Genomic DNA, 18,292 nt, shown 5'->3' with positions numbered 1-18,292 from the left:
AGTCCGCCACAGGAAGGGTGCTGCCGGGGTTACAGGGGAAATGGCGGAAGGCAGTGGGAGTCGAACCCACCCAGGAACGGCTGCCGTCCCCCACCGGGTTTGAAGCCCGGCCACGCCACCGGGCGTGATTGCCTTCCATATTGATCTACAAGGCTTTTTCGCCAGCTTCCGTTGCCGACTCCGGTGGAGTGTCGAAGAAGTGTCGAAAATCCCTGGACGCATCACTGCCAAGAACAGCAATGCTGTTTCTTCCATCAAGAGCCCGGAACAACAGCCATTTCACTTAAGGCTCATAGTCTTCCGGCGGCTCGAAGCAATAAAACCTTCCATCCAGCCAGGGCTCGACTATATCCACTTTCAATGTGCGGATGTAGCTTTGGAAGCGCGAGTCCTTATGTGCATGAGGGCCGAATACGGACAACATCAAATAACGATTTTCCGGGCGGTCCTGCGCATAGAGCAGCCACAAGTCATGCTCGGACTCGCTCTCTTTCACAGTGCGTTTGAAGGGGTCACCGATTTTGCTCCAGCGCAGCAGGACCACTCGGCTATCGGTCAACTGGACATGACCGAAAGGCACCTGCCAAAGAGAGGCATCACGCCCCCAATGGAGCGGATGAATATCGCAGACCTTCAGGTTGTAGAAATCGACGTACAGGTCGTGCCAGGCGGGGAGGCTCATGAAGCTGTCGGTTACGAAGACTCGCGCAATCGACACGCAACCTCACTTGGAGTCCGGAAGCTTCCCGGTCTCGACAAAGTACTGATATTGGGCATCACCGGCACGCGCGGCCTGTTCCACGACCGCGAGCGGATCACGCGCGCCCTTCTTGGTCCTGGGCTTGGGCTTGCCGGTAGGTTTGGCCGCAGGCTGGCCAACAAGGTGCATCACCATAAAATCCCTCCTGAAACGGGGATTGCAATATTCACCATGGTAAGCGCTGATGCTTTTTTGAGCAATCGAGCCTGCCCTGCCGCCATTAGCCTTGCGGTCCCGGTGATCACCATGATGGCGGTGGTTAGGGAGTTTGCTCTGCACTGACACCTGCGCCCAGCGCCAACGCCGAATCCTCGCGAATCCGCCTTTCACTGCCGAAGCGCCGGGTAAAGCCAATGCGGTCGAAGTACTCCAGCAACTGGATGCTGCGCTTGCGCCCTATGCCGATGCGGTCGCGGAAGGCGGCGGCGCGGATCAGGTCTTGTTCGGTGCGTAGCTGCAGGGCTTGTTGGGCCAGTTGGCGGATCGTTTCGTCGGGGTAGAACAGGTCTTTCACCACCTGGTGCAGTTGGCCCAGGCGGGCAAGTTTGCGCAGCAGCAGGCGCATGGCGGCTTCGTCGACTTGCAGTTCGCGGGCCAGGTCGCGGGTCCAGGGGGGGTCGTAGGCGCCGGCGAGCAGCAGCGGCCAGAGGCGTTGGCGCAGGGCTTCGTCTTCGGTGCCGAGTTGTACGCGGTGGTCCGGCAGGTGCAGCCAGGGGCCGCTGCTTTCCACGGCCTGGCTGGCCAGGGCCTGTTCCAGCAGGGCGATGAAGACTGGGCGTTCCAGCTGCGCGAAGGCGTAGCGGCGCAGGCGGTCGCGGTCGGGGCCGAGTTCGTCGGGTTGTTCGGCGTGAAAGCGGGCCAGGGCTTGCAGCAGCTGTTCGCCGAGGGCGCGCCAGCGTTCGCCGGTGAACAGGCGGGGGCCGCCACGGGTGGTGATTTCCACCAGTTCGGCGGGCAGCCGCCAGCTTTCGCGGGGGCGGTTGAACTGGCGCGCCAGCAGCTTGGGGTCGAGGCCGTTGTCGGCGTGTTCGAGCAGCACCGGCAGGGCCTGTTCCAGGCTTTCGCCGCGCAGGGCCTGGAGTTGCGCCAGGCGTTCGGGGCTGCGGCGGTTGCGGGCCGGGGCGAAGGGGTCGAGCACGCGGCCGCCGCCGAGGGTGCGTTGGGCGGACTGGTCGCGCAGCACCAGGCGGTCGCCGTGCACGGTTTGCACGGGAGCGTTCAGCACAAGCTGCGCGAAGGCCCTTTCGCCCGGCGCCAGGCGCTCGTCTTCCAGCAGGGCGACGCGGCCGGTGACGTCCTGGGCGCCCAGGTGCACGTGCAGCGGCGTCCAGTGGGCCAGGGCGCGGGGTTCGCCGGGGAGCAGCTGCAGGTCGATGTCGATGCGGGTGGTGGGCGCGTGCAGTTCCGGCGCCAGCAGCCAGTCGCCGCGTTTGACCTGGTCCGGGCCGAGGCGGTCGCCGGAGAGGTTGACCGCCACCCGCTGGCCGGCGTGGGCCTGTTCGGCGGCGCGGTTCTGCGCGTGCAGGCCGCGCACGCGCACCGGGCGGCCGGCATTGCCGAGGAGGAGTTCGTCGCCCACCTTCAGGCTGCCGGAGAAGGCCGTGCCGGTGACCACCAGGCCGGCGCCGCTGACGCTGAAGGCGCGGTCCACGGCCAGGCGGAAGCCGCCTTGGCTGGAGCGCTCATGGACCTCGCGGGCGGCCTTGGCCAGGGCCTGGCGCAGGGCGTCCACACCTTCCCCGGTGACGCTGGAAACCGGGTAGATCGGCGCGTCGGCCAGCGGCCCCGCAGCCAGCAGGCTTTCCACTTCGGCACGGGCCTCGGCCAGGCGCTGCGGGCTGACGCGGTCGGCCTTGTTCAGCGCCACCAGGGCGCGGGGGATGCCAAGCAGTTCGACGATGGCCAGGTGCTCGCGGGTCTGTGGCATCACGCCGTCGTCTGCGGCCACCACCAGCAGCACCAGGTCGATGCCGCTGGCGCCGGCCAGCATGTTGTGGACGAAGCGCTCGTGGCCGGGCACGTCGATGAAGCCGGTGAGGCTGCCGTCGCCCAGGTCGGCGTAGACGTAGCCCAGGTCGATGGTGATGCCGCGCTCGCGCTCGGCCGGGCGGCGGTCGCCCTCCACGCCGGTGAGCACGCGCAGCAGGGCGGTCTTGCCGTGGTCGATGTGGCCGGCGGTTCCGACGATCAAGCCGCGCCCTCCGCCAGCAGGGGCAGTTGGGCGAGGAAGGCGGCCTCGTCGTCGAGCTGGCGCAGGTCGAGCCACAGGGCGTCGTCGTCGATGCGCCCGAGCACCGGGATCGGCAGGCCGCGCAGGCGTTCTTCCAGCTCGCGCAGGGCGCGGCCGCGCAGGCGCTTGTTGCTCTGCGGGCGCAGGGCCAGGGCGGCGCTGGGCAGGCGCGCCACCGGCTGGGCGCCACTGCCGATCATGCCCAGGGCGGCTTCCGCGCTCACCGCCCAGCCTGCGCCCAGTTGCGCGGCGAGCAGCGGCGCCAGGCGCGTGGCCTGGGCCTGGATGTCGGCCTGCGGGCGGCTGAGCAGGCGCAGGGTGGTGAGGCGTTCGGCCAGGCGGTCGGGGTCGCGGTACAGGCCGAGCACGGCTTCCAGCGCGGCGAGGGTCAGCTTGTCGACGCGCAGGGCGCGCTTGAGCGGGTTCTTCTTGATCCGCCCGATGAGTTCCCTGCTGCCGAGGATGAGCCCGGCCTGGGGGCCGCCGAGCAGTTTGTCGCCGCTGAAGGTGACGATGTCGGCGCCGTCCTTCAGGGCTTCCTGCACCGTCGGTTCCTTGGGCAGGCCCCAGCGGGTCAGGTCGACCAGGGTGCCGCTGCCCAGGTCTTCCAGCAGCGGCAGGCCGTGGGCGTGGGCGATGCCGGCGAGGTCGCGGGTGGCGACGCTGGCAGTGAAGCCCTGCACGCTGTAGTTGCTGGTGTGCACGCGCATCAGCAGGCCGCTGCGCGGGCCGATGGCGGCTTCGTAGTCCTTGGCGTGGGTACGGTTGGTGGTGCCGACCTCCACCAGCTTCACACCGGCGCGGGCCATGATGTCGGGGATGCGGAAGGCGCCGCCGATCTCGATCAGCTCGCCGCGGGAGATGATGCCTTCCTTGCGCGCGCCCAGGCTGTTGAGCGCCAGCAGCACGGCGGCGGCGTTGTTGTTGACCACGGTGACCGCCTCGGCGCCGGTGAGCTCGCGGATCAGCCCGGTGATGAGGTCGTCGCGGTCGCCGCGCTTGCCGCTGGCCAGGTCGAACTCCAGGTTCAGCGGGTAGCGCGCGGCCAGGGTGATGGCTTCGATGGCCTCGTCCGGCAGCAGGGCGCGGCCGAGATTGGTGTGCAGCACGGTGCCGGTGAGGTTGAACACCCGGCGCACGCGGCTGGCGTGGTGCGCGGCCAGGCGTTCGCCGGCGCGGCCGGCGAGCACCGCTTCGCTCAGTTCGATGGCGGCGAGCTGGCCGTGGCGGGCCGGCTCGCGCAGTTCGTCGAGCAGGTCGCGCAGGGTGCCGAGCAGGGCTTCGCGGCCGTAGCGCTGTTGCAGGGGGGCGCAGGCCGGGCTGCGCAGCAGGCGGTCGATGGAGGGCAGGCGGGCGGAGGTCATGCGCGGTCCTGTCTGTCGTCACGGGGCGATTTGGGTGGGCGGCGGGCGATGGGTATCGTCGCAGGCTCCTCCCCCCATCCTACGGGTGGGGGCCTGGTTGCAGTCTAGGTCAGTCGGAGCCGCCCGGGGACAACAGCAGGTTGGGCGCGCTGCGCAGGTAGCCCTCCTCGGCCAGGCGCACGTCCAGGGCCAGGCTGGCGAGGTCGTCGGCCTGGGGCTCGGCGGCCTCGTCGTGCTCCAGGTAGCACTGCTTGAGGTAGCTCTGGCAGTTGGGGCAGACCTCTGCACGCAGCGGGGCGCGGATGACCTCGCGGCTGTCGTGCTGCTCCGACAGGTAGAACAGCCCCTTGCTCTGCCGGCAGTGGCTGCACTTGATGCGCACGTAGTGCCACTGGCAGGAGCACAGCGAGCAGGCCAGGTAGCGCAGGCCGTTGTACTTGCCGCGGTTGTGGATGACGCCGGCCACCGGCGGCGAGCCGCAGGCCGGGCAGAGGGTCTGTTCCTCGCGCTCGCTGAGCAGGCCTTCGGGCAGGCGCAGCAGCCAGTGGCTGAAGGCGACCTGCAGGGTGGCGCCGAGGAAGGGCACCAGGGCCGCCGGCAGCAGGTCGAACTGGCCGTTGAGCAGCGCCAGGGCCCAGGCCTTGCGCTGGCCGGCGTCGGCCTTGCGCAGCTGTTGCAGGGCGTTGGCGATGGGGCTGGCCGGGGTGGTGGCGAAGGCCTCCAGCAGCGGCTCGAGCAGGGCCAGCCAGGCGCCTTCGCGCACCAGCACCTCGAAGCCCAGCGGCGGCATGCCGTGTTCGACGCTGCGGCGCAGGGCGGCCTCGTCGGGCATGGGCAGCGTGGGTGGGGCGTCGAGCAGGTTCTGCTGGATGTCGCACAGCTCGGCCAGCAGGCTCAGGTAGTCGCCCAGGGGGTGGCCTTCGGCGAGCTGGCGCAGGCGCTGGCCGCGCTGGGCGAAGAGTTGCGCCGGGGGCAGCCTGAGGAACGGGGGGATGTTGGCGGCGGCTTCGATCTGGCCGGGTTCGAGGATTTGGCCTGGCACGCAGGACTCCTTTGCGATGGGCTTTGGAGAGGGGTTGAAGATCGTGCCCTGGGCTGGCGCGGGTTCCCTCTCCCTAGCCCTCTCCCTGAAGGGAGAGGGGATTGTTCGGTGCATGGGTTGGATTACTGTGCTCGTCCCATTGATGGGTATCGCTGCGCTCAACGCCATCCTGCGGGTGGTGCGGGGCGGTCAGTGGCCCTCGCCCTTGTCCACGCTCTTCAGCCAGGCGGCGTGGTGCTTGCGCGCCCAGGCGCGGCTGACCCAACCATAGAGCATCGCGCCCATGGAGCCCTTGACCCAGATGCCGGCGTAGATGTGCACGATGATGCTGCTGACCAGCACGAAGGCGGCGAAGGCGTGCAGCAGTGCGGCCAGGCGGATGACATCGATGCCGAACCAGGCGCTGAAGTACTGGCGCCAGATCACGAAGCCGGTCACCAGCAGCACCAGCATGCACAGCAGCAGGGTCCAGAACAGCAGTTTCTGCCCGGCGTTGTAGCGGCCCACCGCGGGGAGGTTCTCCTCGTGGTTGCCGATCACGTCGCGCCACTGCTTCAGCCATTGCACGTCGCTGCGGTCGAGCAGGTTGTGGTGGGCGAAGCGCAGCACCAGGCCGAGGAAGAACACGAACATCGCCAGCCCCAGGAAGGGGTGCAGGATGCGCGTCCAGGGCCCGCCGCCGAACAGCTGGCTGAGCCAGAACAGCGCCGGGTGGAACAGCGCCAGCCCCGACAGGCCGGCGAGGATGAAGAAGATCGCCACCAGCCAGTGGTTGCTGCGCTCGTTGGCGGTATAGCGTTGGATGTCTTTTTTCATGCTGCTCTCCCGGCCGCGCTCCCGGGGGAGCGCGGCGGTTCGTCATGGCCGCTCAGCGCGGGTCACGCGGGTCATAGCTGTGTACCGAGGGGTCGACCTTGTGCACCGGCGCTTCCGGCCCAGGCCCCGGCTCCTCGTCCTCTTCCGTGCGGTTGGGGCCGATGCGGGTGTAGTGGAAGAACCCGGCAAGCACCACCGCGCCCATGGCCAGCAGGCCCAGCGGCTTGGTGATGCCCTTCCACAGACTGACCATCGGGCTGATGGCCGGCTTGTCGGGCAGGCCGGCGTACAGCGAGGGCTGGTCGTTGTGGTGCAGCACGTACATCACGTGGGTGCCGCCCACCCCTTCGGGGTCGTACAGGCCGGCGTGCTCGAAGCCGCGCGACTTGAGGTCCTCGATGCGTTCGGCGGCGTGTTCCTTCATGGCGTCCTTGGTGCCGAAGACGATGGCCCCGGTCGGGCAGGTCTTCACGCAGGCCGGTTCCATGCCCACGCTGACGCGGTCGGAACACAGGGTGCACTTGTAGGCCTTGTGGTCCTTCTGCGAGATGCGCGGGATGTTGAACGGGCAGCCGGTGATGCAGTAGCCGCAGCCGATGCAGTGGTCCTGGTTGAAGTCGACGATGCCGTTGGCGTACTTCACGATCGCCCCCGGGCTCGGGCAGGCCTTCAGGCAGCCCGGCTCGGCGCAGTGCATGCAGCCGTCCTTGCGGATCAGCCATTCGAGGTTGCCGTTGGGGTTCTCGTGCTCGGTGAAGCGCATCACCGTCCAGGAGTCGGCCGTCAGGTCCAGCGGGTTGTCGTACACCCCGTGGTTGTGGCCCACCTCGTCGCGCAGCTCGTTCCACTCCGAGCAGGCCACCTGGCAGGCCTTGCAGCCGATGCACTTGGATACGTCGATGAGCTTGGCCACCTCCTGCTGGTTGCGCACCGAGGGCATCGGCGTGGTGGTGGCCGAACGGGCATGGATGTCCTGGGTGCTCATGCCTCACCTCCGCTGATTTTCTCGACGTTGACCAGGAACGACTTGAACTCCGGCGTCTGCGTGTTGCCGTCGCCGACGAAGGGCGTCAGGGTGTTGGTCAGGTAGCCGTTGCGGGCCACCCCGGCGAAGCCCCAGTGCAGCGGGATGCCGACGTGGTGCACGGTCTTGCCGTCGACCTGCAGCGGGCGGATGCGCTTGGTCACCACCGCCACGGCCTTGATGTAGCCGCGGTTGGAGGAGACCTTCACGCGGTCGCCGGCCGCTATCCCCAGCTGCTTGGCCAGCGCCTCGCCGATCTCGACGAACTGTTCCGGCTGGGTGATCGCATTCAGGCGGCAGTGCTTGGTCCAGAAGTGGAAGTGTTCGGTGAGGCGGTAGGTGGTGGCCGCATAGGGGAACTCGTCGGCCTTGCCGAAGACTTCCATGTCGTTCTTGAACACCCGCGCGGCCGGGTTGCTGGTGGCCTTGGGGTTGTCCTTGTGCAGCGGGTTGATGCCGATGGGCGTCTCGAACGGCTCGTAGTGCTCGGGGAAGGGCCCTCGGCCATCTTGTCCACGGCGAAGAAGCGCGCCACCCCCTCGGGGTTCATGATGAAGGGGTTCATGCCCGCTTCCGGCGGCACGTCGGCCTTGTAGTCGGGCACGTCGGTGCCGCCCCAGGCCGTGCCGTTCCACCACACCAGGCGTTTCTTGAGCGGGTCCCACGGCTTGCCGGAAAGGTCGGCCGAGGCGCGGTTGTAGAGGATGCGCCGGTTGGCCGGCCAGGCCCAGGCCCAGCCGAGGGTCTGGCCCATGGCGTAGGGGTCGGCGTTGTCGCGGCGGGCCATCTGGTTGCCCTGGGCCGTCCAGGAACCGGCGAAGATCCAGCAGCCGCTGGCGGTGCTGCCGTCGTCGCGCAGCAGCGCGAAGCCGGGCAACTGCTCGCCGGCCTTGGCCAGGACCATGCCGTTCTTCGGGTCCACCAGGTCGGCCAGGGCCTTGCCGTTGAACTCCTTGGCCAGCTCTTCGGGGCTCGGGTCGTCCGGCCGCAGGTAGGGCCAGTCGAGGCCGAGGATGGCATCGGGGAACTTGCCGCCCTCCTTCGCGTACAGCGTGCGCAGGCGATGGTACAGCCCGGCCATGATGGCGATGTCCGGGCGCGCCTGGCCCGGCGGCTCGCCGCCCTTCCAGTGCCACTGCAGCCAGCGCCCGGAGTTGACGATGGAGCCGTCCTCCTCGGCGAAGCAGGTGGTGGGCAGGCGGATCACCGTGGTCTGGATGGCCTGGGTGTCGACGTTGTTGAAGTCGCCGGCGTGGCGCCAGAACTCGGAGGTCTCGGTGGCCAGCGGGTCCATGATCACCAGCCACTTGAGCTTGGCCAGCGCGGCGCCGACCTTGCCCTTGTTGGGGAAGGAGGCGATGGGGTTGAAGCCCTGGCAGAAGTACCCGTTGACCTTGCCCTGGTACATCATGTCGAACACCCGCAGCACGTCGTAGCCGGCGCCGGGCATGTCGAGCTTGGGCAGCCAGTCGTAGCACCAGTTGTTCTCGGCCGTGGCGGCCTTGCCGAACCAGGACTTCATCAGGCTGACGTGGAACTTGCCGTAGTTCTGCCAGTAGGACAGCTGCCCCGGGCGCAGCGGCTTGGCGGTGCGCTTGGCGATGTAGGCGGCGTAGTCCTGCTCGGCGTCCATGGCCAGGGTGAGGTAGCCGGGCAGCGAGTTGGACAGCAGCCCCAGGTCGGTCAGGCCCTGGATGTTGGAGTGGCCGCGCAGCGCGTTCATGCCTCCGCCGGGCATGCCGATGTTGCCCAGCAGCAGCTGCACCATGGCGCCGGTGCGGATCATCTGCGCGCCCACCGAGTGCTGCGTCCAGCCCAGGGCGTACATGATGGTCATGACCTTGTCCGGCCGCGAGGTCTCGGCGATCTCGGCCCAGACCTTGAGCATCATGTCCTTGGGCGTGCCGCAGATGTTGCTGACCACGTCCGGCGTGTAGCGGCTGTAGTGCTGGCGCAGCAGGTTGAACACGCAGCGCGGGTGCTGCAGCGTGGGGTCGACCTTGGCGAAGCCGTCCTCGCCGCGCTCGTAGTTCCACGAGGACTTGTCCGGGTAGCTGCGCTTCTCGGCGTCGTAGCCGTTGAACAGGCCATCCTCGAAGCCGAAGCCTTCCTGCACGATGAAGGCCGCGTCGGTGTAGTGCTCGACGTATTCCTTCTGGTACTTGCCGTTTTCGATCAGGTAGCTGATCAGCCCGCCGAGGAAGGCGATGTCCGTCCCCGTGCGGATGGGCGCGTAGTAGTCGGCCACCGAGGCCGAGCGGGTGAAGCGCGGGTCCACCACCAGCAGGCGCGCCTTGTTGTGCGCCTTGGCTTCGGTCACCCACTTGAAGCCGCAGGGGTGCGCCTCGGCCGCGTTGCCGCCCATGATGAGGATCAGATCGGCATTCTTGATGTCGGTCCAGTGGTTGGTCATGGCTCCACGGCCAAACGTCGGGGCAAGACTTGCCACCGTCGGGCCGTGTCAGACACGCGCTTGGTTATCGAACCCCAGGATGCCGAGGGAGCGCACCACCTTGTGGGTGATGTAGCCGGCTTCGTTGGAAGACGCCGAGGCGGCCAGGAAGCCGGTGGTCAGCCAGCGGTTCACCGTCTGGCCCTGGGCGTTCTTCTCGATGAAGTTGGCGTCGCGGTCGTCCTTCATCAGCCGGGCGATGCGGTCCAGCGCCTCGTCCCATTCGATGCGCTTCCATTCACTGGAACCCGGCTCGCGGATCTGCGGGTACTTCAGGCGGTTGGGGCTGTGGACGAAGTCGAGCAGGCCCGCGCCCTTCGGGCAGAGGGTGCCGCGGTTGACCGGATGGTCGCCGTCGCCCTCGATGTGGATGATGTTCTGGGTGACGTTCTTGGCCGCATCCCCCTGGCTGTACATGAGGATGCCGCAGCCTACCGAGCAGTAGGTGCAGGTGTTGCGGGTCTCGGTGGTGCGTTCGAGCTTGAAGTGGCGAATCTGTTCGGCGAAGGCTTCCGGTGGCGCCATGCCGAGGGCCGCAAGGCTGGATCCTCCAAGGCCGACGGCGGCGACCTTGAAGAATTGCCGACGGTTCATGTCCATCGTGCGTCTCCTGATCAGGCAAAGGGCGCCCAGTACCTGGCCAGGCGCCTCTGATTAAAAGATAGCCAACCTGACGCATTGCGCCAGGCCGCGCCAGCAGGCGCGGCCGAGCACTCTGCCTGAAAAGGCCGAGCCGCTTCCCTGACCCACGTCAGCCCGCGCAGGCCTACTCAGCGGAAATAAAGCAGTACCTGCAAATCGGTACGCGAGGGGTAGGAACAGATCAATTGGCCGTCGTCGCCCAGGCAGGAGGGCTGCAGGTCCTGGTTGACGGTCTCGTGCAGGCCCAGCAGGAGCAGGCCCAGCAGCGCGGCGAGCAGGTAGTGGCGGTAGTGCCGCAGGTGCTTTCTTCTTGTGCCGTTCATGACAACCTCCCGCGGAAGCCGGTCAAGGAACCGGGGATGGCGAAAGCTGCCTTCCCGCTCTTTCCAGTGTGTGCCCGCCACGCCGGCTGTCAAGCGCGGCGGCTTGGCCCAAATGCCCGGCGCGGCCGTCAGCCGGGCCGTTCACCGGCGCCGCGCAACTTCCTATGGTGCCGTCATCGCCCTGCCGATGAGGCCAGCATGCACGCCACCGACGCCAGCCCCTACCCCCACCTGCTCGCCCCGCTGCAGATCGGCCCGCTGCACCTGCGCAACCGCGTGGTGATGGGCTCCATGCACACCGGCCTGGAGGACCGCCTGTGGGACTTCGGCAAGCTCGCCGCCTACTACCGCGAGCGCGCCCGCGGCGGCGTGGGGCTGATCGTCACCGGCGGCTTCGCGCCCAACCGCGAGGGCTGGCTGCTGCCGCTGGGCAGCGACCTCACCAGCAGCCTGCAGGTGCCGGCGCACCGCCGCCTGACCCGGGCGGTGCACGCCGAGGGCGGGCGCATCCTGCTGCAGATCCTCCACGCCGGGCGCTACGGCTACCACCCGCTGGTGGTCTCGGCCTCGGCGCTCAAATCGCCGATCAGCTGGTTCGCCCCGCGCGAGCTGTCCAAGCGCGGCATCGCCCGTACCATCGCCGCCTTCAGCCGCTGCGCGCGCCTGGCCCGCGCCGCCGGCTACGACGGCGTGGAGATCATGGGCAGCGAAGGCTACCTGCTGAACCAGTTCCTCTGCCCGCGCGGCAACCGCCGCCGCGACCGCTGGGGCGGCAGCCTGGAGAACCGCATGCGCCTGCCGCTGGAGATCGTCCGGCGCATCCGCCGCGCGCTGGGCGAGCGCTTCGTCATCGGCTTCCGCCTGTCGCTGCTCGACCTGGTGGAAGGCGGCAACACCTGGGACGAGGTGTGCCAGGTGGCGTTGGCGCTGCAGGAGGCCGGCGTCGATGTGCTCAACAGCGGCTTCGGCTGGCACGAGTCGCGGGTGCCGACCATCGTCACCTCGGTGCCGCGGGCGGCCTTCGCCGAGGTGACCGCGCGCCTGCGCCGCGAACTGCGCATCCCGCTGATCGCCAGCAACCGCATCAACACCCCGGAAGTGGCCGAGGCGCTGCTCGCCAGCGGCCAGGCCGACCTGGTCTCCCTGGCCCGGCCGCTGCTGGCCGACCCGCAGTTCGTGCAGAAGGCCGCCGCCGGCCAGCCCGGGCGCATCAACACCTGCATCGCCTGCAACCAGGCCTGCCTCGACCATGCCTTCGCCAACCGCCGCGCCAGTTGCCTGGTCAACCCGCGCGCCGCCCACGAGACCGAGCTGCGCTACCGCAAGGTACGCCAGCCCAAGCGCATCGCCGTGATAGGCGCGGGGCCCGCCGGGCTCTCGGCGGCCTGCGTGGCGGCCGAGCGCGGCCACCGCGTGAGCCTGTTCGAGGCCAGCGGCGAGATCGGCGGGCAGTTCAACCTGGCCAGGCGCATCCCCGGGAAGGAAGAGTTCGGCGAAACCCTGCGCTACTTCGCCGGGCGCCTGGCCGAGCTGGGCGTGGACCTGCAACTGAACCGGCGCATCGCCCGCGGCGAGCTGCAGGGGCAGTTCGACGAGGTGATAGTCGCCACCGGCATCCGCCCGCGGGCACTGAAGCTGCCGGGCATCGGCCATCCCAGGGTGCTCGGCTACCTGGACGTGCTGAAGGGCGCGCCGGTGGGCAAGCGGGTGGCGCTGATCGGCGCCGGCGGCATCGGCTTCGACGTCGCCAGCTACCTGCTCGCCGAGGGCGAAGGCCCGCAGCCGCTGGGCCAGTGGCTGGGCGAATGGGGCATCGACCTGGACAACTGCACCCCCGGCGGCCTGCGCCAACCCACCCCGGCCGAGCCGAAGCGCCAGCTGTGGCTGCTGCAGCGCAAGCCGGGCACGCCCGGCACCGGCCTGGGCAAGACCAGCGGCTGGGTGCACCGCGCCCACCTGAAGCACCACCAGGTGCGAATGCTGGGCGGCGTGGAATACCTGCGCATCGACGACGCCGGCCTGCACATCCGCGTGGAAGGCCGCGAGCAGTGCCTGGAGGTCGACAACGTGGTGGTCTGCGCCGGCCAGGAACCGCTGCTGGAACTGCAACCCACCCAGGCCGCGGAGAACCTGCGCCACCACATCATCGGCGGCGCCCGCCTGGCGCGGGAGCTGGACGCCAAGCGGGCGATACGCGAGGGGGCGGAGTTGGCGGCGCGGTTGTGAGGGGGTGTGTTTCGTTGGGGGGGTGGTGCTATTCCGAAGAGCGCCCTCTCCCTAACCCTCTCCCTGAAGGGAGAGGGGACCGTTCGGCGTGCTTGATTAGTCCTGAGTCAGCCGAAAACACCTCCATGTTTCCCGGTTAAAACCTTATTCCCCGCCGGCACGGACAAGCCCCCTCTCCCTTCAGGGAGAGGGCTGGGGAGAGGGAACGTGCTCAAATCCAGCTCAAGAGCAATCGGAAAACCCCATTCGCGAGCAAGCTCGCTCCTACGAAAAGCAGCGACGCCTACAAGTGGCGTAGGGCGTATAACCGTTCGCGGTTATACGCCGCCTGACCTTGGCCCCAGGCATGCACGGCGTTCAACCTCGAAGCACCAACCCGGTCACGGCGACCACCCCATCGACCAGGGCAGCTCCTCGGACTCCAGCAGCGCCTTGATCGCCCCCAGGTCCTTTTCCACCCACTGCGCGTCGCGCGCGAAGGTGGCGTCGTCCATCGCCGGCTGGCGCAGCAGGGTCAGCAGCAGTTCGCAGCCGTCGCCGTTGGCGATCAGGCGCAGGGGGATGTGCACCGGTGGCGCGTCGTCCGGCAGCACGTCGTGGTCCAGCACGCCGAACGGGTTGCGTGGCGAGAAGTGCACCCGCAGCGCCCCCTGCGGCGTCTGCGCCAGCCACTGATCATCGTCCAGCGGCTCGATGGCGCTGCACAAGCCCGAGGCCCAGCGCGGGAAGTTGCGCGGTTCGGCGAGGAAGTCGTAGGCCACCTGCCAGGGGCGCTCGATGCGCACGGCCAGGGTACGGGAAGCGAAGGTGCCCATGGTTTCTCTCCAGCGAGGCGGGAGCGTTGCTCCGGTCTGGTGCATACTAGCCGGCTGTTCTTTTCGCTTCGACTGCCAAGGAGTACCCCATGCCCACGCCGCCCTGGTGGATGTTCGTCCTGCCGCTGATCGCCGGCGCCTGCCTGCCGCTGCAGGCGGGCATCAACGGCCAGTTGGCCAAGCAGGTGTCCAGCGTGCTGGCCGCCGCGCTGATCTCCTTCTTCGTCGGCACCCTCGGCCTGCTGGTGCTGACCCTGGCCAACCGCGAGTTCCCCGCCCTGCAGGCGCTGCGCTCTTTGCACTGGTGGCACTGGTGCGGCGGCTTCCTCGGCATGTTCTTCATCTTCATCGCCGCCTTCGCCGCGCCGCGGGTGGGTGCCCTGCTGTTCATGGTGCTGGTGCTGGCCGGCCAGCTGGGCATGGCCATGAGCCTGGACCACTTCGGCTGGGCCGGCTTCAAGGAGAACCCGGTCAGCGCCATGAAGCTCGCCGGCCTGGCCGCCATCGGCGTGGGCATCTGGCTGATCCGCAAGGGCTGAGCGCCATTTCGTCGAAAGCGCGCGCAATCCGCCGTCGAGGTCACTATGATTGCGCGCCCCGCAACGCACCGTGCCGCCGCCATGAGAAAACCGCCGCTGATCGCCGACGCCGACCTCGACCGCCTGGAAACCTGGGCCAAGTACAGCTCGGGCCTGTGCCGCGACTGCCATGCCAGCTGCTGCACCATGCCGGTGGAAGTGCGCATCGGCGACCTCATCCGCCTGGGCGTGGTGGACGAGTTCGAGCGCGAGGAGCCGGCGAAGAACATCGCCAAGCGCCTGAGCAAGGAAGGCCTGATCGAGCGCTTCAACCAGAAGAGCGGCATCTTCACCCTCACCCGCAGCAGCAACGGCGATTGCCTGTACCTGGACCGCAAGACGCGCCTGTGCACCGTCTACGCCAAGCGCCCGGACACCTGCCGCAACCACCCGCAGGTGGGCCCGCGCCCGGGCTACTGCGCCTACCGCAAGAAGCAGGCGTAGGACCGCGGGCGCCGCGGCCCCGCTATACTGCGGCGCTGTTCCGGAGCCCTGCATGAACCCACTGAGCGACGCCTGGCGCGATCGCCCGACCCACCGGCGGGTCTGGGCGCTGGCCGCGCCGATGATCCTGTCCAACGTATCCGTGCCGCTGGTGACCCTGGTCGACAGCGCGGTCATCGGCCACCTGCCCCATGCCCACCAGCTGGGCGCCGTGGCCGTGGGCGGCAGCCTGTACACCCTGCTGGTGGGCGTGCTCGGCTTCCTGCGCATGGGCACCACCGGCTTCGCCGCCCAGGCCGCCGGGCGCGACGACGGCGGCGCGCTGCGGCGCATCCTCGGCCAGGGCCTGCTGCTGGCGATGGGCCTGGCCTTGCTGCTGGGCCTGCTGGCGGTGCCGCTGACGCCCGTGGCCATGGGCCTGATGAACGCCTCGCCGGAACTCGACGGCCTGGCCCGGCAGTTCTTCCACATCCGCCTGTTCGGCCTGCCCGCGGCCCTGGCCAGCTATGCGCTGATCGGCTGGCTGCTGGGCACGCAGAACGCCCGCGGGCCGCTGGCCATCCTGCTGACCACCAACCTGGTGAACATCGCCCTGGAACTGCTCTTCGTGCTCGGCCTGGGCTGGGGCGTGGCCGGCGCCGCGCAGGCCTCGGTGATCGCCGAGTGGAGCGGCGCACTGCTCGGCCTGTGGCTGGCCCGCGGCGCGCTGGGGCGCTTCCCCGGGGCGCCGGACTGGCGCCGCCTGCGCCGCTGGGCCAGTTGGGCGCCGCTGCTGATGGTCAACCGCGACATCTTCATCCGCAGCCTGGCGCTGCAGGGTGTGTTCTTCCTGGTGACCGTGCAGGGCGCGCGCCTGGGCGACGCCACGGTGGCGGCCAACGCCCTGCTGCTCAACGGCCTGATGATCACCTCCTATGCCCTCGACGGCCTGGCCCACGCGGTGGAAGCCCTGTGCGGCCATGCCATCGGCAGCGGCGACCGCCGCACGCTGCGCCGCTCGCTGGTGGTCGCCTGCGGCTGGTCGCTGCTGGCCAGCCTGGCCTTCGTGCTGTTCTTCGGCAGCGCCGGGCACCTGTTCATCGCCCTGCAGAGCGACATCCCCGAGGTGCGCGCGGTGGCCGACCAGTACCTGCCCTACCTCGCCGTGCTGCCGCTGATCGGCATGTGGAGCTACCTGCTCGACGGCCTGTTCATCGGCGCCACCCGCGCCCGCGAGATGCGCAACGCCATGCTCCTGGCCTGCGCCGTGAGCCTGCCGCTGGGCTGGCTGCTGCAGCCGCTGGGCAACCACGGGCTGTGGCTGGCGTTCCTGTGCTTCATGCTGCTGCGCGGGCTGATCCTGGCCCTCTACGCCTGGCGGCTGACGCGCCGCAACGCCTGGGTGGGCGTGCCCTCCACCTGACTGGCAGGCGCCGCCGCCGCGCTCTACAGTGCGAGGCGGCGCATTCGCGATCGCGCCTATGACAACGAAGCCGTGGCCGCGACCACGGCCCATGCCTGACAAGGACCCCACGACATGGCCTCAGCCCTGGTTGCCTACCTGCACTTCGTCTCCATCTTCGTGATGTTCGCCCTGCTGGTGCTGGAGCACCGCCTGTTCCAGCTGCCGCTGGACGCCAAGCGCGCCCGCAGCCTGGTGATCATCGACCTGGCCTACGGCGCCAGCGCCGGCGTCGTGCTGCTCAGCGGCATCGCCCGCACCCTGTGGTTCGCCAAGGGCCTGGACTACTACCTGCACAACGCCGCCTTCCATGCCCTGGTCGGCCTGTTCGTGCTGGTGGCGCTGCTGTCCATCTACCCGACCATGACCTTCCTCAACTGGCGCAACGCGCTCAAGGCCGGCCAGGCCCCGCAGGTCGGCGAGGCCCAGGGCCGGCGGGTGACCCTGGTGATCCGCATCGAGCTGCTGGCGATGCTGATCCTGCCGCTGCTGGCCAGCCTGATGGCCCACGGCATCGGCATGACCGGTAGCTAGAGCAGCCGCGCCAGGCGCTCGCGCAGCGCCTCGCCGGTGGCCGGCGGCAGGCGCAGATGGAAGCGCCCGCGCAGCACCTCGATCAGCTCGTCGACGTCGAGGATGCGCCGCTGCTCGGCGTTGCCCCGGGCATCGCGCCAGCCGAACTGGCCGTCGAGCAGGGTCAGGCGCATGCCGCCCTCGCTGAGCGCCACCCGCAGGCTCTTGCGGAACACACTGTCGGGATGGGTCGAGGTGTACCAGTTGCGCGGCAGGTAATCGACCCAGTACTGCGGTTGCAAGGTGAAGCGGTACAGCGCCTGCCAGCCGCTGGCGGTGTGCAGCGCCAGCTCCAGTTCGTCGCCGTCGTGGGGCGCGATGCGCCAGCCGCCGGGCAGTTCCTCGCCGATCACCAGCGGCAGCGGCCGTGACGGGTTGGCGCCGCCGAAGCCGACGTCCGCCAGGTAGGGCCCCTCCTCCAGCTCGATGCGCAGCAGCAGGTGGCTCTGCTGGGTGCGCTCGACCTCCGCCGGCATGCCCCAGCGCACCCGCGCCACCAGCAGGCTGACGCGGTAGCCGAGGCTGGCCAGCAGGCGTGCGAACAGGCTGTTCAGCTCGAAGCAGTAGCCGCCGCGGCCGCCCTCGACGACCTTGGCGAAGACCGCCTCCGGCTCGATGGCGACGGGCCGCTCCAGCAGCACGTCGAGGTTCTCGAAGGGCAGGTGGTGCAGCGCGGCGTCGACCAGGCGCTCGAGCGTCTCCAGGGTCGCGGCCGGCGCCTGCGGCGGCAGGCCCAGGCGCGCCAGGCAGGCCTGCAATTGCTGCGGCGCGAAGGGGGTGAGCGGGGTCATGGGGTTTCTCCTTGGGTCATGGCGTGGGCCTCCAGGCGAAAGCCCGGTTGCCAGCCGAGCCGGTGGCGCGCCAGTGCGGTGCTGACTTCGCCGTCCTGCTCGGCCAGGTTGTAGCACCCGGGTGCGCCCCACTCCAGCGCCAGCAACGCGGCGCGGGCGGCGTCGTCGACGTGCAGGGCCAGGCGCGGGTCGGGTTCGTCGAAGCCGGTGCCCGGGCCGTACAGGCGCCCGTAGCGCAGCACCAGGCCTTCCAGGGGCGCGGCGCCGAGCACGGCGTTCTCCAGCGCGGCGACGCCGCCGACGCTGATGGCGCGGGGGCCATCGGCCGCCAGGTCCAGCGGCTGCCGCTCGTGGTGCGGCAAGGGCCCCGGCGCATAGGCCCAGGCGATGCTCTGCGCCACCAGGCGCCGGGCCCCGGCGGCGCGGGCCGCGGCCACCAGGTTGGCGGTGCCTTCGCGGCGCACCCGGGCGTTGCGCGGCGTGGCCTCGGCCATGCGCGCCGGGTCCAGGCCGGGCGGCAGGTCGGTGAGCTGGTGCATCACCCACTGCGGGCGGAACTCCAGCATGGCACTCTCCAGCGCCGCGCCATCGAAGATGTCCAGCACCAAGGCCTCGGCGCCGGCCGCGCGCAGGGCCTCGGCCCGGGCCGGGTCACGGCTGCTCGCCAGCACCCGGTAGCCGCGCGCCAGCAGCAGGGGCAGCAGGCGCCTGCCCACGGCGCCGGTGGCGCCGGCGAAGAAGATTCTCGTGCACATGTCCGCATCTCGTCTG

The 18,292-nt window shown here is 69.3% G+C and carries 15 protein-coding genes, 1 tRNA gene and 1 pseudogene; 6 read left to right on the top strand and 11 right to left on the bottom strand.

Features of this window, described 5'->3' with window-relative positions:
• Positions 1 to 41: 41 nt before the first annotated feature.
• Positions 42 to 137 (bottom strand) — tRNA-Sec (locus PKO50_RS00400).
• Here PKO50_RS00400 and PKO50_RS00395 point away from each other — a divergent pair.
• A complete protein-coding gene (locus PKO50_RS00395) occupies positions 125 to 1,042 on the top strand; it encodes a hypothetical protein (protein ID WP_275628496.1) in 918 nt (305 codons plus the stop codon). The genes PKO50_RS00400 and PKO50_RS00395 overlap by 13 nt on opposite strands.
• Here PKO50_RS00395 and selB read toward each other — a convergent pair.
• The 7 genes and pseudogenes from selB to PKO50_RS00360 all read right to left on the bottom strand — a co-directional run bounded on the left by selB (position 1,020) and on the right by PKO50_RS00360 (position 10,653).
• Positions 1,020 to 2,951 carry a selenocysteine-specific translation elongation factor gene (gene selB / locus PKO50_RS00390; RefSeq protein WP_275628495.1) on the bottom strand — a complete coding sequence of 644 codons (1,932 nt, stop codon included), beginning with the start codon at positions 2,949 to 2,951 and terminating at the stop codon, positions 1,020 to 1,022. The two genes, PKO50_RS00395 and selB, sit on opposite strands and share 23 nt — an antisense overlap.
• Positions 2,948 to 4,354 carry an L-seryl-tRNA(Sec) selenium transferase gene (gene selA, locus PKO50_RS00385; RefSeq protein WP_275628494.1) on the bottom strand — a complete coding sequence of 469 codons (1,407 nt, stop codon included), beginning with the start codon at positions 4,352 to 4,354 and terminating at the stop codon, positions 2,948 to 2,950. The genes selB and selA overlap by 4 nt, the downstream gene beginning before the upstream one ends.
• Before the next feature lie 109 nt (positions 4,355 to 4,463).
• The gene (gene fdhE, locus PKO50_RS00380; protein ID WP_109936182.1) at positions 4,464 to 5,396 is read right to left on the bottom strand and encodes a formate dehydrogenase accessory protein FdhE; all 933 of its coding nucleotides are present in this window, start codon (positions 5,394 to 5,396) and stop codon (positions 4,464 to 4,466) included.
• A 189-nt stretch (positions 5,397 to 5,585) separates the two neighbouring features.
• On the bottom strand, positions 5,586 to 6,212 hold the full coding sequence (locus PKO50_RS00375; RefSeq protein ID WP_275628493.1) for a formate dehydrogenase subunit gamma: 627 nt from the start codon (positions 6,210 to 6,212) through the stop codon (positions 5,586 to 5,588).
• Between the two features lie 52 nt (positions 6,213 to 6,264).
• A complete protein-coding gene (gene fdxH / locus PKO50_RS00370; RefSeq protein ID WP_109936180.1) occupies positions 6,265 to 7,197 on the bottom strand; it encodes a formate dehydrogenase subunit beta in 933 nt (310 codons plus the stop codon).
• Positions 7,194 to 10,288: pseudogene (gene fdnG, locus PKO50_RS00365) on the bottom strand (formate dehydrogenase-N subunit alpha). Before fdnG ends, fdxH begins: the two are co-directional and overlap by 4 nt.
• Before the next feature lie 170 nt (positions 10,289 to 10,458).
• Complete coding sequence (locus PKO50_RS00360; RefSeq protein WP_109936177.1) at positions 10,459 to 10,653, bottom strand: hypothetical protein; 195 nt, start codon at positions 10,651 to 10,653, stop codon at positions 10,459 to 10,461.
• Positions 10,654 to 10,851: 198 nt separating this feature from the next.
• Here PKO50_RS00360 and PKO50_RS00355 point away from each other — a divergent pair, with 198 nt between their 5' ends.
• Positions 10,852 to 12,879 (top strand): NADPH-dependent 2,4-dienoyl-CoA reductase, encoded by a 2,028-nt coding sequence (locus PKO50_RS00355; RefSeq protein WP_275628492.1) that lies wholly within the window; start codon positions 10,852 to 10,854, stop codon positions 12,877 to 12,879.
• Between the two features lie 380 nt (positions 12,880 to 13,259).
• On the opposite strand, the gene PKO50_RS00350 is transcribed toward PKO50_RS00355, so the two are convergent.
• Entirely contained in the window at positions 13,260 to 13,694 is a 435-nt protein-coding gene (locus PKO50_RS00350) for an SRPBCC family protein (RefSeq protein WP_275628491.1), read from the bottom strand.
• Positions 13,695 to 13,783: 89 nt separating this feature from the next.
• On the opposite strand from PKO50_RS00350, the gene PKO50_RS00345 reads away from it, so the two are divergent.
• The 4 genes from PKO50_RS00345 to PKO50_RS00330 all read left to right on the top strand — a co-directional run bounded on the left by PKO50_RS00345 (position 13,784) and on the right by PKO50_RS00330 (position 16,691).
• Complete coding sequence (locus tag PKO50_RS00345; RefSeq protein WP_109936174.1) at positions 13,784 to 14,233, top strand: DMT family transporter; 450 nt, start codon at positions 13,784 to 13,786, stop codon at positions 14,231 to 14,233.
• An 81-nt stretch (positions 14,234 to 14,314) separates the two neighbouring features.
• The gene (locus PKO50_RS00340) at positions 14,315 to 14,716 is read left to right on the top strand and encodes a YkgJ family cysteine cluster protein (RefSeq protein ID WP_275628490.1); all 402 of its coding nucleotides are present in this window, start codon (positions 14,315 to 14,317) and stop codon (positions 14,714 to 14,716) included.
• A gap of 52 nt (positions 14,717 to 14,768) precedes the next feature.
• Positions 14,769 to 16,118, top strand: coding sequence for an MATE family efflux transporter (locus tag PKO50_RS00335; RefSeq protein WP_275628489.1), 1,350 nt, complete (start codon positions 14,769 to 14,771; stop codon positions 16,116 to 16,118).
• 114 nt (positions 16,119 to 16,232) lie between these two features.
• A complete protein-coding gene (locus PKO50_RS00330; protein ID WP_109936172.1) occupies positions 16,233 to 16,691 on the top strand; it encodes a DUF2214 family protein in 459 nt (152 codons plus the stop codon).
• Here PKO50_RS00330 and PKO50_RS00325 read toward each other — a convergent pair.
• Positions 16,688 to 17,521, bottom strand: a complete 834-nt coding sequence (locus PKO50_RS00325; protein ID WP_275628488.1) for an arylamine N-acetyltransferase — start codon at positions 17,519 to 17,521, stop codon at positions 16,688 to 16,690. The genes PKO50_RS00330 and PKO50_RS00325 overlap by 4 nt on opposite strands.
• Positions 17,518 to 18,276: an NAD-dependent epimerase/dehydratase family protein gene (locus tag PKO50_RS00320; RefSeq protein ID WP_109936170.1), complete on the bottom strand. Its 759-nt coding sequence runs from the start codon at positions 18,274 to 18,276 to the stop codon at positions 17,518 to 17,520. The genes PKO50_RS00325 and PKO50_RS00320 overlap by 4 nt, the downstream gene beginning before the upstream one ends.
• Between the last annotated feature and the right edge of the window lie 16 nt (positions 18,277 to 18,292).

The sequence above is a fragment of the Pseudomonas sp. 273 genome, assembly GCF_029201425.1.
In the GTDB taxonomy this organism is placed as follows: Bacteria; Pseudomonadota; Gammaproteobacteria; order Pseudomonadales; family Pseudomonadaceae; genus Pseudomonas; species Pseudomonas delhiensis.
Note: the sequence above shows the minus strand (reverse complement) of the source record. Positions and strands in the feature narration are given on the sequence as shown.

What these genes read in the sequence shown, in the direction of transcription:
- selA (WP_275628494.1), bottom strand. Translation starts at nt 4,354, where the DNA reads ATGACCTCCGCCCGCCTGCCCTCCATCGACCGCCTGCTGCGCAGCCCG.
- PKO50_RS00375 (WP_275628493.1), bottom strand. Translation starts at nt 6,212, where the DNA reads ATGAAAAAAGACATCCAACGCTATACCGCCAACGAGCGCAGCAACCAC.
- fdxH (WP_109936180.1), bottom strand. Translation starts at nt 7,197, where the DNA reads ATGAGCACCCAGGACATCCATGCCCGTTCGGCCACCACCACGCCGATG.
- PKO50_RS00360 (WP_109936177.1), bottom strand. Translation starts at nt 10,653, where the DNA reads ATGAACGGCACAAGAAGAAAGCACCTGCGGCACTACCGCCACTACCTG.
- PKO50_RS00355 (WP_275628492.1), top strand. Translation starts at nt 10,852, where the DNA reads ATGCACGCCACCGACGCCAGCCCCTACCCCCACCTGCTCGCCCCGCTG.
- PKO50_RS00350 (WP_275628491.1), bottom strand. Translation starts at nt 13,694, where the DNA reads ATGGGCACCTTCGCTTCCCGTACCCTGGCCGTGCGCATCGAGCGCCCC.
- PKO50_RS00345 (WP_109936174.1), top strand. Translation starts at nt 13,784, where the DNA reads ATGCCCACGCCGCCCTGGTGGATGTTCGTCCTGCCGCTGATCGCCGGC.
- PKO50_RS00340 (WP_275628490.1), top strand. Translation starts at nt 14,315, where the DNA reads ATGAGAAAACCGCCGCTGATCGCCGACGCCGACCTCGACCGCCTGGAA.
- PKO50_RS00335 (WP_275628489.1), top strand. Translation starts at nt 14,769, where the DNA reads ATGAACCCACTGAGCGACGCCTGGCGCGATCGCCCGACCCACCGGCGG.
- PKO50_RS00330 (WP_109936172.1), top strand. Translation starts at nt 16,233, where the DNA reads ATGGCCTCAGCCCTGGTTGCCTACCTGCACTTCGTCTCCATCTTCGTG.
- PKO50_RS00325 (WP_275628488.1), bottom strand. Translation starts at nt 17,521, where the DNA reads ATGACCCCGCTCACCCCCTTCGCGCCGCAGCAATTGCAGGCCTGCCTG.
- PKO50_RS00320 (WP_109936170.1), bottom strand. Translation starts at nt 18,276, where the DNA reads ATGTGCACGAGAATCTTCTTCGCCGGCGCCACCGGCGCCGTGGGCAGG.